We start from the raw sequence: 20446 nt of genomic DNA on the forward strand, positions 1-20446 counted from the left end.
GGAAGCAGAGGACCGAGCTATGGCTGTCGAATGGGTTGTCGCTGCGGGTGTGCTTGTGGCCGCAAGCGTTGTGTTGTGGGGTTTCAGTGCCTGGATGACGCGGCGCATTGAAGCGGCCGTTCCGATCAACGGGCGCTTCGTGGAGGTTGATGGCGAGCGCTTTCACTATGTAGAGGAAGGTAAGGGTCCACCGTTGGTGATGATTCACGGGCTGATGGGCAGTAGTCGCAATTTGACCTATGCCTTGTCCAGCCAGTTGCGTGAGCGCTTTCGCGTCATCACGGTTGATCGTCCGGGATCGGGCTATTCCAGCCGCCACGCAGGCACCGCGGCAGATCTGCCGGCCCAGGCCCGACAAATCGCCGCCTTTATCAAGACGCTCGACCTGGATAAACCGCTGGTGCTGGGGCATTCCCTCGGCGGGGCGATATCCCTGGCGCTGGCGCTTGATCATCCCCATGCGGTGTCCGGGTTGATCCTGGTGGCGCCGCTGACCCATCCCCAGCGCATGTTGCCGCTGGTCTTTCTGTCGCTGGCGGTGCGCCCGGCGTGGTTGCGGCGCTGGATCTCGCACACGCTGACTTTGCCTGTCGGCCTGCTCACCCAAGGGTCGGTGGTGAAAGGTGTATTCGCCCCAGACGCCGCGCCGCCTGACTTCGCCACGCGCGGCGGCGGGCTGCTCGGTATGCGTCCTGACAACTTCTACGCAGCCTCCAGTGAGATCAATCTCGTCAATGACGACCTGCCGGACATGGTCAAGCGCTACCCCCAATTGACCCTGCCGATCGGGCTGATTTATGGCGCGCGCGACAACGTGCTGGACTTCCAGAAGCACGGCCAAGCCTTGGCGAGCAAGGTGCCCGGGCTGAAATTGCAGGTGGTGGAGGGCCGTGGCCATATGCTGCCGATTACCGCCACCGAGCGCGTGGCGGCGCTGGTGGATCAGGTCGCCAAGCGGGCCACGCCAGCCCTGAGTGCCACGGTGCTGCGCCCTTCCTTTGCCTTGGCGAGCAAATGATTGTGCTACCCGACTCGCGGTTCAATGGCGTTAAAGCTTGCCCTAGACACCTGACCAAACGGCTGAAAAAGAGACTGCCCGGTCACGTGGCGATGGGTCCAAGAAACTAGTTGACGACCTAACGATTCCGCGCTATTTATTTAAAAAAATTATTTCAATGTCTAATTTGAAACAGTTTTTGAAATGCCTAAGAGCGAATAAAATAATGAAAAAAACGCCTTTTATCGCATCGTTGAATTCTCGGAGCCGTCAGCGCTCCGTGCCGCTGTTGAGTGCCGCGAATCTTTCCCTGCCAAGCCGCTGCGTGCGGAGGCTGCCATGAATCAGACCCTGGCAACCCCACACGTCTGGACCGACGGCAAGCGCCACCTGTGGTGGCTCGGCATCCTGCCCCTGGCAACGCCGTTGCTGTCCGGCGCCCTGGCAATTACCACCGGTGTACAGCAACTGTGGTGGGTCGGCGTACTGGTGATCTTCGGCTTGATCCCGTTGATCGACGGCCTGCTCGGTGAAGACGTCAGCAACCCACCCGAATCCGCCGTCAGCAACCTCGAATCTCAAAGCTATTACCGCTGGATCGTCTACACCGGTGTGCTGTTTGTTATCACTTCGGTGGTGATGACCGGCTGGCTGGCCGCCGGTGGTATTGAATGGATCATCAACGGCGGCCTGCTGCACGCCACCGCAACCCTTGACCCTGCAAGCGGCTTGGCAAAAACCGCGGCATTCATTACCGCGCGCACTGAGTTGCACGGCGAGGTCAGCTGGTTCACTTATTTGGGCATGGCGATGTCCACGGGGGCAGCCACTGGCATCGCGATCAACACCGCGCATGAGCTGGGGCACAAACCCAAGCCGCTGGAAGTGTTCCTGGCCAAGGTCACCCTCGCGCCGACGTTCTACGGGCACTTCTACACCGAACATAACCGTGGCCATCACGTACGCGTCGCGACACCGGAAGACCCGGCCAGCTCACGCCTGGGTGAGAGTTTCTGGGCTTTCCTGCCGCGTTCGGTGTGGTTCAGCGCCGTGTCGGCGTGGAACCTGGAGCGCGAGCGCTTGCGCAAACTCGGCCTGCCGGCCTTGCACTGGAAGAACGCCGTGCTCAGCGCCTGGATGTACAGCGTGGTGTTATGGGGTGTGATGATTGTCTGGTTGGGGGCGGCCGTGATTCCGTTCCTGATTATCCAGGGTATCTACGGGTTTTCATTGCTGGAAGTGGTGAACTACGTCGAGCACTACGGGCTTCAACGCCAGAAGTTGCCCAACGGTCGTTATGAACGTTGTTCGCCGCGGCACTCGTGGAACAGCAACCGAATTGTCACCAATATCTTTCTGTTCCAACTTCAGCGGCATTCCGATCACCATGCCAACCCGACGCGTAGTTATCAGTCGTTGCGCCACTTCGATGAATCACCGCAACTGCCTTATGGGTACGCGAGCATGATTGTCTGGGCCTATGTACCGTACTTGTGGCGGCGCTGCATGGACCATCGGGTACTCAATCATTATGCCGGGGATATTACCCTGACCAATCTTCAACCTTCCCAACGGTTGAAGTACCTGGAGAAGTACAGTCACAGTGCGACGCCATTCTAACGTGAAGTAACACAGGGGTTGTGTCACTCGGGATCTGTGTATCGCGCGGGTTTTCATCGCCCAGGTTTTACGGATTGAGTGGTCAGTAAGTTGTTTGACCCGACAACAATAATTTCAAGGGAAGGACGTACATTATGCAAAGCCCTGCCACGTTCACCGCGCATGTCGTATTGGCCGCCCTGGGCCTGATTGTTTACCAACAGGCCCAGGCGGCGCGTATCGAGCCGGCCGGCAGCGCCTTTACGGCACAAGGCCCCATCAGCTTTTCCAAAGGCGCGCTGATCAGCGCCGACTGCACCATCAAGGTGGCCGGCAAAGTTGCCGCCGATGGGGCATCGGTGAATGTCGATAAAGTTGAATTCGATGGCGGCCTCAAGTGCAGCCGTGTCGAGGCAATCAACTTGCCTTGGGTGTTAGTTGCCAAGGATACCAAGAGCGGCTCCATGTCGAAGATCAGTGTGGATGTTCACGCGTTTGGCCTGGGCGGCAAGTGTGGTCCGTCCACGGCCAACGGTACATGGGATAACGCCACCGGCAAGTTGGAAGCCGCCAATGTACCGATTGGCGAAGACTGCACGATCAAGACGGTGTCGATCAAGATGCCGCCCACCTTCAAAGTGGTCGAATAAAAGAACCCGAATACTACAGCGGTAATTGAATTGAAATTTGGCTGGAAAGGGACGTTCTGCAGTTTCACCGTGACTTCTCGTTCATGGCCATTACCCCTGGCGAAATGACTCGCCATAACATGTGAGGAAAAACAATGAAAAGCTTGAAAACTCTCGTGTCGTTGACTGCTCTGGCTGTTTGCATGGGCGCTGCTTCGATGGCCACTGCGGCTTCGATCAGCCCGGAAGGTCCTTTCACCACCACCGCAGGCTCCATCGTCGTGCAGTCACCGTCTTCATTCGGGGGCTCTGTGACCTGCGGCATTACCTTCAGCGGTAATGTCAGTGGCGGTGTTGCCACAATCAACAATGCTGCCCTGACCGGTGGCGGCCTGTGCTCGTTGCCAACCCTTAAAAGCATCCCGTCGCCAGGCTGGAAGCTGACCGCATTGTCGGGCGCTGCAGGCCAAGTGGAGAACGTGGGTTACACCATCAAAAAAACCATCGTACTTCCAGGCACTGACTGCGGCCCGTCCACCATCAGCGTGGCCTGGAACGCTGCGACTCACACGCTGACAGCTGCCAACCAGGCGCTGAGCGGCGGCTGCAACATTGTCTCGCTGACCACGACTGCCGCCGGCCTGACGGTTAACCCATAACGGGCGTGCATTGCAGAACGAAGGGTTGATCACCCGTTGAAAAACCGGTGCCTCGCAAGAGGTGCCGGCTGACGTGGAAAGCCGGCAATGCCGGGAGCGCATAATAATAAGGAGTGCCGCATGATCACTAAGAAACAACAGGCTCAAACACTGCTGGGGCTGGCATTACTGGGGGGGCTGATGACGACAGCGCCCGTGCAGGCGGGTGGTTTCTCCACGCCGACATACGGCGCCCCTGGGTGGGGGCGGGCGTTCGGCGGCGGTTCTCTGTTCAAGAACGACCCAAGTTCTGCTTACAACAACCCGGCGGCCATGGCATTTGTCGACCAGGCCGTGGTTCAACAGACCGTCGACTATGCGCGTGTGAAGATTAAGTACAGCGGCCAGGCTTACGATTACGCCGGTAATCCAGTCTCCAATACCGCCGTGATGCCCGATGGCAGCTTTGATCCGAGCACGGCAGTCGTCAACAACAATGACGGTGGCCAGGGCGGTTTCACCGCCTGGTTGCCGACCGGTTTTCTGGTCATCCCGATGGGTGACCGTTTTGCATTCGGCCTCAGCCAGGTCGTGCCACAAGGGATGCGCACCACCTGGAATGAAAACTCCAAGTTTCGCGACTTTGCCGTGGACACCAAAATCGAAACCGTCGGCCTGACGGGGTCGTTATCGTTCAAGGTACGTGACGACTTCTCCATCGGTGGTGGCATGATCGTCCAGCGCAGCCAAGGCTTTGTCAGCCAGAACATCGATCTGTTTTCGGCTGCGTCGGTCTCTCCCGGTTTGGGCAATGGGGCGTTTCCGTCGGGCGTCGGCACCGCACTGATGCGCGTCAAGGTCGATAATGTCTCCGTTGGCTGGTTTACCGGCGTTGTCTGGAAACCGACTGACCAGGACTCGTTGGGCCTTAACTACCACGCCAAAATCAAAAACAAGATGACCGGTAAATACAACATCCGGGCTGATGCGCTGAACAACGGTTTGATGACCGACGACACCGTCTTCGGTACCGGCAAGACGCTGGTTGAAACGGCGTACCCTGGGCTGAAGTTGTACCCCAACGGCGCCAATGCCAGCACTCAGCTGGATATTCCGGCGACTGCCGCGATCGACTGGGTGCATCAGTTCAACGACCGTTGGACCTTGGGTCTCAGCGCCATGTGGACGCAATGGTCGTCCTTCAAGGACCTGACACTCAAGTCCGAGGGCTCGACGATCGTTGCCATTCCTTACAACTATCGGGATGCATGGATGTACTCCGTGGGTGGCGATTTCAGGGCCACGGATGAACTGACCCTGCGGGCCGGTGTGGCGTATGACCAAACCCCGACGCGCGACTCGACGCGCGATCCACGTATCCCGGACGGCGACCGTTACTTTGCATCACTGGGTGCGGGTTACGATATCAAGGCCATACCGGGCTTGTCGCTGGACGCCGCGTATTCGCACCAGTTTGTTCAGAAGGTCAACATCAGAACCCAGAACGTTGATCGTCTTGGCGGCGGTCGTCTCGACGGTACGGCTGAGTCTTCAGGCGACATCGTCAGCTTGTCAGCCACCTACAAGTTCTAACACCACGACGGCACGAGCACCCAGCGCATCTTGGTGCTCGCGCCTGAAATTGCCTCAATTGCTGCTTTAGCAGGCTGACTCGTTCAGCCCTTTATTGTTGCGCGAACGCATTAAATAAAAATTTCAAAACAAAATTTGAATTTGTCTTTTCAAGTTTGTAGTGTGGCCTTACGCCGCAGTTCATTTTGATCTGCCTGCGCATTGGCCGTGCCCTGAATCAAGTAGAGGTATCCCCATGGTTATCTGGTTATTGGTGGGTCTCGCAGCAGCGATTGCCCTGGCGTATCGACAGGCCGCCGCAGCCCTTTGGTTGGGCGCTGGCCTGATCTGGCTGGCGCTTGGTTACCTGCTCAATGGGGTGGCGGGCCTGGGTATCACCGTCGCGGCGGTGTTGGTGGTATTGCCGGCCTTGCTGCTGACGATCAAACCCCTGCGTCGCGCGCTGTTGACCAGCAAGGCCCTGGGCCTGTTTCGTACGATCATGCCGGCGATGTCCGACACCGAGCGCGCCGCCATCGAATCCGGCACCGTGTGGTGGGACGCCGAGCTGTTCAGCGGCAAACCCAACTGGGATCGGTTGCTCAAAGCCGCTCCGGCGAGCCTCAGTGCCGAAGAGCAGGCCTTCCTCGACAATGAGGTCGAGACGCTGTGCGACATGTCCAACGATTGGGAAACTACTCAGGTCTGGCAAGACATGTCCCCCGAAGGTTGGCAGTACACCAAAGACGCCGGGTTCCTCGGCATGATCATTCCCAAGCAGTACGGCGGCAAAGGTTTCTCCCACTATGCGCATTCGCAAGTGGTGATGAAGTTGTCGACACGTTGCTCGGCGGCGGCGATTTCGGTGATGGTGCCCAACTCCCTGGGCCCGGCAGAATTGCTGCTGCATTACGGCACCGATGCCCAGCGTAATTACTACTTGCCGCGCTTGGCGCGGGGTGAAGACATTCCGTGCTTTGCGCTGACCAGCCCGTATGCCGGCTCCGACGCCGGGGCGATTCCGGACCTGGGCATCGTCTGCAAAGGCGTGCACGAGGGTGAGGAAGTGCTCGGCTTCAAGGTGACCTGGGACAAGCGCTACATCACCCTTGGCCCGATCGCCACGGTGCTGGGCCTGGCGTTTCGCGCCGAAGACCCGCAGGGTTTACTCGGCAAGGCTGGTTCGCTGGGCATTACCTGTGCGCTGATTCCGACGTCTCATCCCGGTGTGAACAGTGGTCGCCGTCACTGGCCGCTGAATGCCGTATTCCAGAACGGCCCTACAACCGGCAAGGATGTATTCATTCCCCTGGAGTGGGTCATCGGCGGCCGCGAGCAAGTCGGCAACGGCTGGCGCATGTTGATGGAATGCCTGGCTGCGGGGCGGGCGATTTCCTTGCCATCGGCCAACGTCGGCCTGGGCAAAGTGGCGGTACGCGGCACCACCGCCTATGCCGCGATGCGTAAACAGTTCGGCCTGCCCATCGGCAAGTTCGAAGGCGTGCAGGCGCCATTGGCGCGCATGGCCGGGCACTTGTATGCCTGCGATGCGGTGCGCAAGGTGTCGGTGGCGTCCCTGGATGCCGGTGAAAAGCCCTCGGTGATTTCCGCCATCGCCAAATACCACGTCACCGAGCGCGCGCGAATCATCGTCAACGACGGCATGGACATCGTCGCGGGTAAGGGCATCTGTATGGGGCCCAATAACTTCCTGGCCCGCGCCTATCAGCAAAGCCCGATTGCCATCACGGTAGAAGGCGCGAACATCATGACCCGTTGCCTGATTATCTTTGGCCAGGGGCTGATTCGTTGCCATCCCTATGTGTTCCGCGAGATGGAAGCGGCGCGCAACCCGGATCGGCGCAAGGCGCTGGAAGCCTTCGACAGCGCGATGTTCGGCCATCTGAGTTTTGTGCTGGCCAATACCGTGCGCGCCGCCGTGCATTCGCTGATGGGCGGGCGGCTGATTTCTGTCCCGGCCAAGACCGAGCCGGCGCTGGCGTCCTACTACCGCCAGGCCAATCGGCTGTCGGTGGTGCTGGCGTTGATCTCGGATATTTCCATGGGCGTGCTGGGCGGCGCCCTCAAGCGCAAGGAAAGCATCACCGGGCGCCTGGGCGATATTCTGTCGCAGCTCTACATCCTCTCTTGCGTGCTCAAGCGCTTTGAAGATGACGGTCGGCCCCAGGCGGACCTGCCGCTGGTGCACTGGTCGGCCCAGGACGCGTTATTGCGCGCCCATGAAGCCCTGGCCGAAGTGCTCGATAATTACCCTTCGAAAGCCGCTGCGCGAGTGCTGCGTGGCTTGAGTTTCCCGTTCGGTATTGCCCTGCGTAAACCGTCGGACCGCTTGCTGGCCCAGGTGGCCGAGGTGGTGCAAACCCCGGGCGAAACCCGCGACCGCTTGCTGGCCAATTCCTACATTCCGCGTCCGGAAATCGACAAGCTGGCTTATGGCGAATTGGGCTTCCGTCTGTTGCCGCAGGTGGAATTGATCGACGCCCGGCTCAAGTCTGCGGTCAAGCAAGGCTTGATCGAGCCCATGCCGATCTCCGCCACGGCCTTTACCGGTTGGCGCGTCAAGGCGCGGGCGCTGGACCTGATCAGCGATGACGAAGACCGCCTGCTGGGGCGCTATGTGGAATATGCCGACCACGGTATTCAGGTCGACGACTTCCCGCAGGATTTCGGTTTGCTGGAGGCCTTGCAGCGGCGTCAGCAAGCGTTGGAGCCCGTGGCCAAGCGCCGCAGCAGCCAAAGCGAAAACGCCTCGGTCAACTAGGGAAAACGCGCTCAGTGTGGGAGCGGGCTTGCCCGCGATAGCGGTCTGCCTGACACACCGCCATCGCAGGCAAGCCAGCTCCCACATTTGATCGGGTTTACACGGCAACGCAGCGTTGTAAGTGGATCTATCTATGAGTGACAGCTACCTATCCTTCGTCAATTCCCCCTGGGGCCGCCGCCTGGCCCAGGCCATCGGCCTGCCGCAACCCTTGCCGTTGCAACGTCACCGCAGTGGCCAACACGGCCTGGTCAACCCGGTGATTGTCGCCGGGGCAGGGCGGCTTTGCGCGCGGCTACACGCGATTTTCGCCGCCACCGACACGGTCGCCGCCACCCCGGCGACACCCAAGGCGCCGTCCACCGTCAAGGTGCAGGGCGCCGTGTTCGACGCCAGTGGCGTGCTCGATTTGCAGCAGCTCGACGAGCTTTACGTGTTCTTCCACGCCAATGCCAAACGCCTTGGCCACCACGGCCGCGTGGTGGTGCTCGGCACGGCGCCGGAACATTGCCAGGACTTGCCCCAGGCCATCGCCCAACGTGCCCTCGAAGGCCTGGTACGTTCGTTGGCCAAGGAGCTGCGCCGGGCAATTACCGTGCAATTGATTTATGTGGCGCCGGGTGCCGAAGACGCGCTGGACAGCAGCCTGCGGTTCTTCCTGTCGCGCCGTTCGGCCTATGTGTCGGGGCAAGTGGTGCGCCTGGAAACGCCGGTGGACGGCAACGTTGCCGTCAACTGGGACAAACCCTTCGCGGGTCGGCGCGCCCTGGTAACCGGCGCTTCCCGTGGCATTGGTTTGGCGATCGCCCAAGTGCTGGCCCGCGACGGCGCCCATTTGGTTTGCGTGGATGTGCCCCAGGCCCAGGACGCGCTGCTGCAAGCCGCCAGCAGTGTGAACGGCTCAGCCTTGCCGCTGGACATCACCGCAGCGGATGCGGCCTCGCTGTTGCAGGCGCATGTCAGCCAATACGGTGCTTTTGACGTGGTGGTCCATAACGCCGGCATCACCCGCGACAAGACCATCGCCAAGATGACCGAAGCCGCCTGGCGCAGTGTGCTGGCGGTCAACCTCGAAGCGCCATTGCAGTTGAGCACGGCATTGCTCAGCGGCCAGGGGCTGAACCCCGGTGGGCGGATTGTGTGTGTGTCGTCGATTTCCGGCATCGCCGGCAACCTGGGGCAAAGCAACTACGCCACCTCCAAGGCCGGGGTGATTGGCCTGGTGCAGAGCCTTGCACCGCTGGCGGCGGCGCAGCAGGTCACGGTGAATGCGGTGGCGCCCGGGTTTATCGAAACCCAGATGACCGCAAAAATCCCGCTGATGATTCGCGAGGCGGGGCGGCGCATGAACTCACTGTCCCAGGGCGGACAGCCCATCGACGTGGCCGAGACCATCGCCTGGCTGGCGCACCCTGCATCCGGCGGGGTTAACGGCCAAGTCGTACGCGTGTGCGGCCAAAGCCTGCTGGGAGCCTGAGGAATGGACTACGTGACGCAGATTATCGACCCGCCGCCGTCGCGCACTCAGTTGTTGCTGGACGGCGTGCGCGCGCTGCGTAAACCCAAGCTCGACGGTGCGCCACCCTTGCCCACGGCGCTTCTGGTGCGCTCGGCGGCGCAGCTGTCGGCCAGCGGCATTGCCGCGTATGGCCGCGCGTGTGGTTTCCGGCGCGAGCAGGGCGTGCCGCTGTCCTATCCACACGTGCTGGCGTTCCCATTGCACCTGATGCTGCTGACTCGGCCCAGCTTCCCATACCCGGCCAGCGGCATGGTGCATCTGGCTAATCGTATTCGTCAGCACCAACGCTTGCAGGAAGGTCAGGCCTTGCGCCTTGAGGTGTTTTGCGAGCGCTGGGTGGCGCATCCCAAGGGCCAGGCGCTGAGCATTGCCACCCGGGCTTACGGCGCGGACAGGCTGGTGTGGGAGAGCGACAGCCTGTACTTGCGCCGTGACGTGAATAACCCGGTGGGCGAACCGTGGGACGACGTGCTGGCATTGCAGGAAGAGGGCCTGTTACGCACCCAGCGCTGGGTGTTGCCTGCCGATCTGGGCCGACGATTTGCCAAGGTTTCGGGAGACTTCAACCCGATTCATACCTCGCTGATCGGCGCCAGAATCTTTGGCTTTCGCCGTGCCATCGCTCATGGCATGTGGACCCTGGGCCGCGCGTTGGCCGCCCAGCAACCGCCGGGCGGCCTGGATCAGGCGCAAGCCCATTGTGACTTCAAGTTGCCCATCTTCCTGCCCGGTCAGGTCGCCCTGTGGAACCGCCCTGTAACCGGCCCACGGCGTGAGTTCGAAGTGCGCAATGTCGCGGGCGACAAACCCCATATGCGTGGGCTTTTTATTTGGCAGCCCAATTTTGAAGAGCGCCATCAATGAATGACTACAGCTTCAACCCGGCCCCGACCCGCCGCGTGGCGATCATCGGTGGCAACCGTATCCCCTTTGCCCGCTCGAACACCGTGTATGCCCACGACAGCAATCTGGACTTGCTGGTCGCCGCCTTGCAAGGCCTGGTGGACCGCTACAACCTGCACGGCCAGCGCCTGGGCGAGTTTGCCGCTGGCGCGGTGATCAAGCACTCGCGGGACTTCAACCTGGCGCGTGAATCGCTGCTCTCCACTACGCTGTCACCCGAAACACCCGCGTACGACGTGCAGCAAGCCTGCGGCACCGGCCTGGAAGCTGCCTTGCTGGTGGCGAATAAAATCGCCCTGGGCCAGATCGAAGTGGGCATTGCCGGTGGGGCCGACACCACCTCCGACGCGCCCATCGGCATCAACGAAGCCTTGCGCCACACCTTGCTGGCGGCCAATCGGGCCAAGGGTATGGGCGACAAGTTGAAGGCGTTACTGAAGGTGCGTCCGTCGATGTTTTTCAAGCCGTTGCTGCCGCGCAATGGCGAACCGCGCACCGGCCTGTCCATGGGCGAACACTGTGAAGAAATGGCCAAGCGCTGGCAGATCAAACGCCTGGCCCAGGATGAGCTGACCCTGACCAGTCACCAGCGCCTGGAGGCTGCCTACCAACGCGGCTTTTTCGATGACCTGATCAGCCCTCATCGCGGCCTGGCCCGCGACAACAACCTGCGCGCCGATGCCAGCCTGGAAAAACTCGCGGGCCTGGCTCCTGCCTACGACCGCCAAAATGGCACCCTCACGGCAGGCAACTCCACGCCGTTGACCGATGGCGCGTCGGTGGTGCTGTTGGCCAGTGAAGCCTGGGCCGCTGAACAGGGCTTACCGGTGCTGGCCTACCTGCGCACCGGCGAGACGGCAGCGGTGAATTTTGTCGACGGTACCGAAGGCCTGTTGATGGCGCCGGCCTATGCGGTACCACGCATGCTCAAGCGCGAAGGCCTGAGCGTTGCCGACTTTGATTTCTTCGAGATCCACGAAGCCTTTGCCGCTCAGGTACTGTGCACCCTCAAGGCTTGGGAGGACGCCGATTATTGCCGCGAGCGACTCGGCTTGGATGCCCCGCTGGGTGCTATCGAACGCAGCAAGATGAACGTCAACGGCGGCTCCCTCGGCTGTGGTCACCCGTTCGCCGCAACCGGTGGGCGACAACTGGCGGCACTGGCCAAGACCATTCACGAAAACGGCGGCGGACGCGGCTTGATTTCGATCTGTGCGGCGGGCGGGCTGGGCATCACCGCCATCGTCGAAAAGTAGCGCTATCAAAAACAACAACAAGGAGACTGCCATGAACGCTGTAAGCCTGGAACGCACTGAACGGATCTGGTTGAACGCTTACCTGCCCGGCGTCCCGGCGGACATTGAGGCCGGTATCGAGGCCTACCCGTCGTTGCGCGAAGTGTTCCTGGAACACCTGGAGAAATTTCGCGAGCGGGTTGCCTACGTCAGTATCGGTACCGAAATGACCTATGCCGACTGGCAAGTGCAAGGCATTGCGTTTGCCGCGTGGCTGCAGGGCCAGGGCGTGAAAAAGGGCGACCGCGTGGCGCTGATGATGCCCAACTGCTTGCAGTACCCGATTTGCCTGCTGGGCACGATCCTGGCCGGTGCGGTGGTGGTGAACGTTAACCCGCTGTACACCTCCCATGAGCTCAAGCATCTGCTCAAGGACAGCGGCGCTGAAACCGTGGTGATCTTCGAAAATTTCGCCCACACCCTCGAAAAGGTGGTGGCCGGCAGCAACGTCAAGCGCGTGGTAGTGGCGGCCATCGGCGATTTGCTGGGCACCTTCAAGGGGGCAGCGATGAACTTCATCCTGCGCCGTGTGCAAAAGCAGGTGCCCGTCTTTAATCTGCCGGGCTCGGTACGCTTCAACCAGGTGCTGAAACAGGGGCGGGCGCAGCATCACTTTCCGGTCACCATGGGCCTCGATGAGCTGGCCTTTTTGCAATACACCGGCGGCACCACGGGGGACGCCAAGGGCGTGATGCTCAGCCACCGCAATATCATCGCCAACCTGCTGCAAGCCAAGGCCTGGGTCGGTGATCAGCTCGATCAGCACAAACAGGAAACCAACGTCACCTTGCTGCCGCTGTACCACATCTTTTCGCTCACGGTGAACTGCCTGATGTTCATGTGCCTGGGCGGGCGCAATATCTTGATCGCCAACCCTCGGGACGTGAAGCGGGTGCAGATGATCCTGCGCAAGGAGCGCTTCAATGGGATTGCCGGGGTCAACACGCTGTTTAACGGCTTGCTGGAGAACAAGGCATTCTGCGCGCGGGACTTCTCGGATTTGCGCATGGTGATTGCTGGCGGCATGGCCACGCACACGGCGGTGGCCAAGCGTTGGAAGGAAGTCACCGGGCTGCCGATCGTCGAGGGTTATGGGCTGACCGAGTGCTCGCCGGTGGTGAGCATCAGCCCCATCGACATTTCACGCATGCGCGAGATGGCGTTCACCGGCAGCATCGGCGTGCCGTTGCCGTCGACCTGGGTGCGCTTTATTCGTGAAGATGGCGAGCTGGCCGACATCGGTGAGCAGGGCGAACTGCAAGTGCGCGGCCCGCAGGTGATGCAGGGCTACTGGAAACGCCCGAAGGAAACCGCCGAGGTGCTGGATGCCGAAGGGTGGTTGTCGACCGGTGATATCGGCGTGATGGACGAGCGTGGCTATATTCGCCTGGTCGACCGCAAAAAAGACATGATCCTGGTCTCGGGTTTCAACGTGTACCCCAATGAAATCGAAGACGTGGTGGCGCTGCACCCAGGCGTGGGCGAGGTGGCGGCAATCGGTGTTGAGGATGCTGTGACAGGGGAGAAGGTGAAGATCATTGTGGTGCGCAAAGACCCGAACCTTACTCAGGAACAGATACTTGCCCATTGCCGGGAATACCTGACGGGGTACAAGGTGCCGCGGTATGTGGAGTTTCGCAGCAACGAGTTGCCCAAGACGACCGTCGGCAAAGTATTGCGCCGGGCGTTGCGCTGATTGGAAAGCGTTGATGATCTAAATGTGGGAGCGGGCTTGCCTGCGATGACCATAGGTATCTACGCAACTCTTTGTGTCGATTTAAGTCTGTGAGGGGGTTGAGTAGATTGAGTACATATCCGTTGCTGCGGTAACGGCTGCTATTGGTTCCGCCCTTACGGCGGGTCACTTTTTTACAAAACGCCTAAAAAAGTAACCAAAAAACGCTTTGCCCCACCACTCGGTGCCTCGCCTAGGCTCGGCATGCCCGCACTCCGGCTTGAATCCGTGGGCCGCCGCCATGGGCCATCCTTGGCCCATCGCGGCTAACCCGGCGTCCTGCCGGGTTACCCACGGATTCAAGCCTGCGTTCGGCCATCGTGGTTAACGGGGCCTGTCAGATCAAGATCAACAGCAGATCAAAAGCAGAGCACGGCGGCCTGGTAGCCGACCTGAGTGGTTGAAGCAAAAGCAGGGCAAAAGCACAGCGGAAGCAGAACTGCTTTTCTGTGGGAGCTGGCTTGCCTGCGATGCAGGCACCTCGGTACATCAGGCATACCCAATTGATGCCATCGCAGCGGTTCGGCGGTCCGACAAGCCAGCTCCCACATTGACCGAGTACAGCCTGAAGAGTCGCATACCCTCTGCCTGATGTACTGAGTTCAAAATGTGATTAACAGGGCCTGTCAGATCAAGATCAACAGCAGATCAAAAGCAGAGCACGGCGGCCTGGTAGCCGACCTGAGTGGTTGAAGCAAAAGCAGGGCAAAAGCACAGCGGAAGCAGAACTGCTTTTCTGTGGGAGCTGGCTTGCCTGCGATGCAAACACCTCGGTACATCAGGCATACCCAGCTGATGTCATCGCAGCGGTTCGGCGGTCCGACAAGCCAGCTCCCACATTGACCGAGTACAGCTTGAAGAGTCGCATACCCTCTGCCTGATGTACTGAGTTCAAAATGTGGTTAACGGGGCCTGTCAGATCAAGATCAACAGCAGATCAAAAGCAGAGCACGGCGGCCTGGTAGCCGACCTGAGTGGTAGAAGCAAAAGCAGGGCAAAAGCACAGCAGAAGCAGAACTGCTTTTCTGTGGGAGCTGGCTTGCCTGCGATGCAAACACCTCGGTACATCAGGCATACCCAATTGATGCCATCGCAGCGGTTCGGCGGTCCGACAAGCCAGCTCCCACATTGACCGAGTACAGCCTGAAGAGTCGCATACCCTCTGCCTGATGTACTGAGTTCAAAATGTGGTTAACGGGGCCTGTCAGATCAAGATCAACAGTAGATCAAAAGCAGAGCACGGCGGCCTGGTAGCCGACCTGAGTGGTTGAAGCAAAAGCAGGGCAGAAGCAGGGCAGAAGCAGGGCAACACCACTTCTACCTGATGAAATGAGTTCCAAATGTGGGAGCGGCGGTGCGACGATTCGACTTGCTCGCGAATGCGGTAGGGTCAGTTACAAATAAGCTGCCTGACCCACCGCATTCGCGAGCAAGCCCGCTCCCACAATTTTGACTGAGTTTAGCTGCCAGCACCGCAGTGCTCTGCTTTTCTGTGGGAGCTATTCAGCGCTCGGGATTCAGGGTTTCCAGGCCGCCGGATTCACCAGGTTTTTCGGCCGTTCACCCGACAATGCCGCCAGCAGATTATCCACCGCACAGCGTGCCATCGCTTCCCGCGTTTCGTGGGTCGCCGAACCGATATGCGGCGTGGCCACCACGTTATTCAAGCGCAACAACGGCGAGTCGTGATTCAGCGGCTCACGCTCAAACACATCCAGCCCCGCCGCCCGAATCGTGCGTTGCTGCAGTGCCTCGACCAGCGCGGCTTCATCGACGACTTTGCCCCGAGAAATATTGATAAAAATCGTCTCGGGGCCCATCTGTGCAAATTCCTCAGCACCAATCAATTTCTCGGTTTCAGCCGTGAGCGGCAGTGTCAGGCAGACAAAGTCGGCCTCCTTGAGCAACGCCACCAGGCTGCGGTACTGCGCGCCGAAGCGCTCTTCTACCAGCGGCTTGGGCGAGTGGCTGTGGTAGATCACCGGCATGCCGAAACCGAAATGCCCGCGTTGGGCCAGGGCTTCACCGATGCGGCCCATGCCGATAATGCCCAGGGTCTTGCCGTGCACGTCGCTGCCGAAATGCGAGGGGCCGATGTTCTTGTTCCATTGGCCGGCGCGCACCATATCGGCGAGTTCGACCACGCGGCGGGCGGTGGCCAGGATCAACGCAAAGCCGGTGTCCGCCGTGGTTTCGGTGAGTACGTCCGGGGTGTTGCTGAGCAGAATGCCGCGTTGGGTCAGGTAGTCGATGTCGTAGTTGTCGACACCGACCGAGACGCTGGCCACCGCTTCCAGTTTGGGCGCCAGATCGAGCAGCGTGGCGTCCAGGCGCAGGCTGGCACCCAGCAGGCCGTGGGCGCTGGGCAGGGCGTCACGCAGTTTGGCCAGGCCGGGTTCGTCCAGCGCGTCGATCAACGTGACGTCGGCGTGCTCGTGCAGGCGGGCCATCAATGGCGCCGAGAGTTTTTTGTATAAAACGACAGATTTCTTCATCGGGTTTTAACCTTCAAATCAAAAGTAGGCGACGGCGCGCGTTTACGGTCGCTGGCGCCGGGCTTGAGGAAAATCGTCAGCACCACCGCGAACATCAATGCGCCGCTCATCAGCAGGTAGGAGGCGCCGGGCGAACCGGTGCTGCTATTGAGGTAACCCACCAGGTACGAACCACCGAACGAGCCGAGCGCGCCCATGCTGTTGATCAGCGCCATGGCGCCACCGGCAACGTTGGCCGGCAGGATCTCCGGGACAATGGCGAAGAACGGGCCATAAGGCGCATACATGCAGGCCCCGGCGATCACCAACAGGGTGTAGGACCACCAGAAGTGCTCGGCGCCCAGGGCGTAGGACGCGTAGAAAGCGATGGACGCAATCAGCAACGGCGGCCACACAAAACGTTTACGTTTTTGCAGCTTGTCCGAGCCCCAGGACACCGCGAGCATACCGATGACGGCTGCCAGGTAAGGCAGCGCGGACAGCCAGCCCGCTTCGACCATGTCCATCTGCAAACCGGCCTTGAGAATCGATGGCAGCCACAGCACAAAGCCGTACACGCCGATGCTCCAGCAGAAAAACTGCAGGGCCAGGATGATCACCTTGGGCGAGCGAAAGGCTTCGGCGTAGTTTTTCACCGCCTTGATGCCGACTTGCTCGGCAGCCAGGGCCGTTTCCAAGTCCTGCTTCTGTGCGTCGCTCAGCCACTTGGCATCCTTGGGCCGTTCGTCAGCCAGGCGCCACCAGATAAACGCCCAGATCACCGCCGGCAGGCCTTCAACGATAAACATCCAGCGCCAACTGAAATGCTGCACCAGATAGCCCGACACCACCGACATCCAAAGCATGGTCACCGGGTTGCCGAGGATCAGGAACGTGTTGGCCCGCGAGCGTTCGGCACGGGTAAACCAGTGGCACAGGTAGACCAGCATCGCCGGCATCACCGCCGCTTCCACCACCCCAAGCATGAAGCGAATCGCGATCAACATATAGGCGTTGGACACCACGCCGGTCAGGGTGGCCAAGCCGCCCCACAGGATCAGGCTGACGAAAATCAGTTTTTTAACGCTGCGTTTCTGCGCGTAGATAGCCCCCGGTACCTGGAAAAAAAAGTAGCCGAGAAAGAACAGCGCCCCCAGCAGCGACGACATGCCGGGGGTGATCATCAAGTCTTCGGCCATCCCGGAGGCGGCGGCGAAGCCGTAGTTGGCGCGGTCCAGGTACGCCAGGCTATACGTGATAAACACGATGGGCATGATGTACCACCAGCGGCGGGTGGCGAGTTTCAAGGTGTCCATGGGGTTGCTCCTGAGCTTGTTGTAGTTGTGGCAACAGGGTGTGGGTCATGCAATGGATCGAGTGGGTAACTCCGCACGGGTGGGCAGGCCTTCCATATCTCCGCGGCTTTGCACGGCGCGGCTGCCGATCCAGTTGCCGCGCTGTACGGCCTCGGGGAAGCTGAGGTTGTCGAGCAAGGCGCTGATCATGCCGACGGCAAAGCCATCACCGGCGCCGACGGTGTCCACGACTTTTTCCACCGGCACGGCGGCGACAAAGCCCTGGTCCATCTGGGTGCGGTAGTAGGCACCATCCGGCCCAAGCTTGATGGCCACGGCTTCGGCACCCTGGTCGAGGTAGAAGGCGGCGATGTCGGCCGGGTCGTCGAAGCCGGTGAGCAAGCGGCCCTCGCTCAAGCCGGGCAAGACCCAGTCAGCCAGGCTTGCGAGGGCGTTTATCTGGCGAATCATCTGCTGCTGATTGGCCCACAGAGACGGGCGCAGGTTCGGGTCGAATGACACGCTGCGCCCGGCCTTGCGCATCTGCGTCATCAGCGTCACGGACAGCTCGCGGGTGGCCTCGGACAAGGCCGGCGGAATACCGGTGGCATGCAGGTGCCGCGCTTGCAGCAGGGCGGGACGAATGTCGGCAATCGACAAATGACTGGCGGCCGAGCCTTTGCGGAAATATTCCACTTGAGGGTCTGCGCCAGTCTCTTCGCGGGATTTGAACTGAAAACCGGTGGGGTGCAGCGGATCGACCGCCACATGGCGACAATCCAGGCCTTCTTTTTGCAGGGTGTCGATGACAAACCGGCCGAGGGAATCAGCCCCGACCCGGCTCAGCCAGGCGACATTGAAACCCAGGCGCGACAGACCAATAGCCACATTGCTGTCGGCCCCGGCAATGCGTTTGTGGAACTGGGCCACCTCGGCCAAGTCGCCGGTCTGTTCGGCGACAAACATCGCCATGGTTTCACCAAACGACAGGATATCGATCTCAGACATGGGCATTCTCCGCACGGGGCTGGCCAAGGAGGGCGAGGGCGGCGACCTGTTGCGCGGTGATTTCGGTCAAGTCATCACCTTGCAACGGGAATTCCACGGCCCTGGTAATACCTTGAGTCATATGCTTGAGCAGTTGTTCCCACAGATGCAGGTCGGTGGCGCTGGGCGGCAAGGCCACCAGCTTGCCGTCCTGGCGACGCGCCACGGCCTTGCAGTGCAGGTAATCCACGTGCCGGCCCAGCAGGCGTGCGGCGGTGAGGGCGGATTGGTCTTGCCACTGCCAGTTGCCGATGTCGAAGGTCATTTTGACCGGCACACCCAGGCGTTCAACCTCGGTAAAGAACCGTTGCATCGGCTCGATGCGCCCGCCGTGCAGGGTCTGGTCGTTTTCCACCAGCAATTGGACCGGGTGGCGGTTGAGCAGGGCGTGCAGGCTTTGCAGGTCGTTGGTGTCGGTGAAGTAACCGAGGGAGACTTTCAGCCAGCGTGCGCCGAATGCCTGCGCGCGGTCCAGGGTGGCGGCGAGTTCGGCATTCGGCTGGGCGCGCCCGGCGACCCAGAGTTCCAGCGGCGACGAAAACACCGATTCCAGGCCATGCTCAGCGGCTGCCTGGGCGAGGACGGCGGGTTGTTCGGTGGTCAGCAATTCTTCACGCCATTCGATGCGCTGGGCGCCGGCAGCATTGAGCAACGAGACAAAACTCAATTGGCCCTGCTGGCGTATCAGATCAGCGCCGTAGCTGGAAAGGCTGATGGAGACGGGGTACTTATGCATTGTTGTTTACCTCTGAAACCGGTTTCATTTTTATACACAAAACAGGGGTGGGAGCTGGCTTGCCTGCGATGGCGGTGAATCAGTCGATTACTGCTTCGGCTGAGAACCCGCGATCGCAGGCAAGCCAGCGCCCACAGGGGGTTGAGTTGAGCCCCGAATGATCAGTTGCGGCAAAAAGCCCAGGGTGCGCGTCGGTGCGTCATCGCCACGCAGGCGTTTGAGCAGGCAGTCGAAGGCGCTCGCGCCTATCGCTTCGGTCGGCTGGGCGAGGGCGGTGATGCCGTTGCCTACCAGCGGGTACCAGTCCAGGTCATCCAGGGCGATCAGGCCGACCTCATTAAACAGGTTGCAGCCTAAAGACTTGAGCGCGCGGGTACAGGCCAGCGTGGCGATACCGTTGGCGCAGAACAAGGCTTTGGGGTCGGGCTTGGCAAGAAAGGCCTGCAGACGATTTTCCAGCTCGCCATCGAGTTCCAGCACGGCGCCGGTCAATCCTGGGCGACTGGCTATCTCTGCCTTGAAGCTGGTTTGGCGTTCCAGTCGCGAACTGGTGCCATCGGCCGCTTCGCTCACCAGCAACACATCGCGATAACCCTGCTGTTCGAGATGCTCCACGGCCATGCGTACCGCCGCGAAGTTATCCAAACCCACCATGTCGCTGTGCAGCGGCTCGACCTTGCGGTCGACCAGCACCAGCGGCATTTCCTGTTGCAACTCCAGCAACTGGTCGAGGTGATGGCCAAGGGTGTTCACGATCAACCCTTCGATGTTGTACGAACGCAATGCTGCCAGATGCTGGCGCTCCTGCTCGTCATCGCGGTCGGTGTTGCACACCACCAGGCTGTAGCCGTGCTGACGGCAGGCGGTTTCGACGCCGTGCATCACGGCAATGGAATAGGGGTTGCGGATATCGGCCACCAGCATGCCGATCAGGCGAGTGCGCCCACGTTTCAAGCCCCGCGCCATTTGGTTAGGGCGGTAGCCGAGTTCGCTGATCGCCTGTTCGATGCGCAGGGCAATGGCGTCGGAGAGCAAGGCGCGGTCATCACCGATAAAGCGCGAGACGCTGGCTTTGGACACACCGGCGCGCTCGGCGACGTCGAGCATGGTCACGCGGCTGCGCTGGGCGGCGGAAAAAGAAGTCACGGTTGCAGGCCTTTCTTATTGGAGGTTGTGGAGCTTTGAAACCGGTTTCAGGAGACCTCAACAACGAAAGTACGTCAAG

15 protein-coding genes are annotated in these 20446 nt (G+C 60.5%); 10 read left to right on the forward strand and 5 right to left on the reverse strand.

What is annotated here, in order from left to right:
• Positions 1-19: 19 nt before the first annotated feature.
• The 10 genes from A7J50_RS12855 (at position 20) to A7J50_RS12900 (ending at position 13630) form a co-directional block, all read left to right on the forward strand.
• Positions 20-1018 carry an alpha/beta fold hydrolase gene (locus A7J50_RS12855; protein ID WP_064452132.1) on the forward strand — a complete coding sequence of 333 codons (999 nt, stop codon included), beginning with the start codon at positions 20-22 and terminating at the stop codon, positions 1016-1018.
• A 318-nt stretch (positions 1019-1336) separates the two neighbouring features.
• Entirely contained in the window at positions 1337-2617 is a 1281-nt protein-coding gene (locus tag A7J50_RS12860; protein WP_064452133.1) for an alkane 1-monooxygenase, read from the forward strand.
• Between the two features lie 134 nt (positions 2618-2751).
• On the forward strand, positions 2752-3246 hold the full coding sequence (gene praA, locus A7J50_RS12865; RefSeq protein WP_064452134.1) for an alkane oxidation protein activator PraA: 495 nt from the start codon (positions 2752-2754) through the stop codon (positions 3244-3246).
• Positions 3247-3380: 134 nt separating this feature from the next.
• Positions 3381-3884: an alkane oxidation protein activator PraB gene (praB, locus tag A7J50_RS12870; RefSeq protein WP_064452135.1), complete on the forward strand. Its 504-nt coding sequence runs from the start codon at positions 3381-3383 to the stop codon at positions 3882-3884.
• A 120-nt stretch (positions 3885-4004) separates the two neighbouring features.
• Positions 4005-5456, forward strand: coding sequence for an outer membrane protein transport protein (locus A7J50_RS12875; RefSeq protein WP_064452136.1), 1452 nt, complete (start codon positions 4005-4007; stop codon positions 5454-5456).
• Positions 5457-5691: 235 nt separating this feature from the next.
• Positions 5692-8217, forward strand: a complete 2526-nt coding sequence (locus tag A7J50_RS12880) for an acyl-CoA dehydrogenase (protein ID WP_064452137.1) — start codon at positions 5692-5694, stop codon at positions 8215-8217.
• A gap of 133 nt (positions 8218-8350) precedes the next feature.
• Entirely contained in the window at positions 8351-9694 is a 1344-nt protein-coding gene (locus A7J50_RS12885) for a 3-oxoacyl-ACP reductase (RefSeq protein WP_064452138.1), read from the forward strand.
• A 3-nt stretch (positions 9695-9697) separates the two neighbouring features.
• Complete coding sequence (locus tag A7J50_RS12890; protein WP_064452139.1) at positions 9698-10600, forward strand: MaoC/PaaZ C-terminal domain-containing protein; 903 nt, start codon at positions 9698-9700, stop codon at positions 10598-10600.
• On the forward strand, positions 10597-11895 hold the full coding sequence (locus A7J50_RS12895; RefSeq protein ID WP_064452140.1) for an acetyl-CoA C-acetyltransferase: 1299 nt from the start codon (positions 10597-10599) through the stop codon (positions 11893-11895). The genes A7J50_RS12890 and A7J50_RS12895 overlap by 4 nt, the downstream gene beginning before the upstream one ends.
• 31 nt (positions 11896-11926) lie before the next feature.
• Positions 11927-13630 carry an AMP-binding protein gene (locus A7J50_RS12900; RefSeq protein WP_064452141.1) on the forward strand — a complete coding sequence of 568 codons (1704 nt, stop codon included), beginning with the start codon at positions 11927-11929 and terminating at the stop codon, positions 13628-13630.
• A 1556-nt stretch (positions 13631-15186) separates the two neighbouring features.
• Here A7J50_RS12900 and A7J50_RS12905 read toward each other — a convergent pair.
• The 5 genes from A7J50_RS12905 to A7J50_RS12925 form a co-directional block, all read right to left on the reverse strand.
• The gene (locus tag A7J50_RS12905) at positions 15187-16164 is read right to left on the reverse strand and encodes an NAD(P)-dependent oxidoreductase (RefSeq protein ID WP_064452142.1); all 978 of its coding nucleotides are present in this window, start codon (positions 16162-16164) and stop codon (positions 15187-15189) included.
• A complete protein-coding gene (locus tag A7J50_RS12910) occupies positions 16161-17459 on the reverse strand; it encodes an MFS transporter (protein WP_064452143.1) in 1299 nt (432 codons plus the stop codon). The genes A7J50_RS12905 and A7J50_RS12910 overlap by 4 nt, the downstream gene beginning before the upstream one ends.
• Before the next feature lie 45 nt (positions 17460-17504).
• Positions 17505-18446: a sugar kinase gene (locus tag A7J50_RS12915; RefSeq protein ID WP_064452144.1), complete on the reverse strand. Its 942-nt coding sequence runs from the start codon at positions 18444-18446 to the stop codon at positions 17505-17507.
• The gene (locus A7J50_RS12920; protein WP_064452145.1) at positions 18439-19221 is read right to left on the reverse strand and encodes a sugar phosphate isomerase/epimerase family protein; all 783 of its coding nucleotides are present in this window, start codon (positions 19219-19221) and stop codon (positions 18439-18441) included. The genes A7J50_RS12915 and A7J50_RS12920 overlap by 8 nt, the downstream gene beginning before the upstream one ends.
• Positions 19222-19308: 87 nt before the next feature.
• Positions 19309-20367 (reverse strand): LacI family DNA-binding transcriptional regulator, encoded by a 1059-nt coding sequence (locus A7J50_RS12925; protein WP_064452146.1) that lies wholly within the window; start codon positions 20365-20367, stop codon positions 19309-19311.
• Between the last annotated feature and the right edge of the window lie 79 nt (positions 20368-20446).

This window comes from Pseudomonas antarctica, from assembly GCF_001647715.1.
In the GTDB taxonomy this organism is placed as follows: domain Bacteria; phylum Pseudomonadota; class Gammaproteobacteria; order Pseudomonadales; family Pseudomonadaceae; genus Aquipseudomonas; species Aquipseudomonas antarctica_A.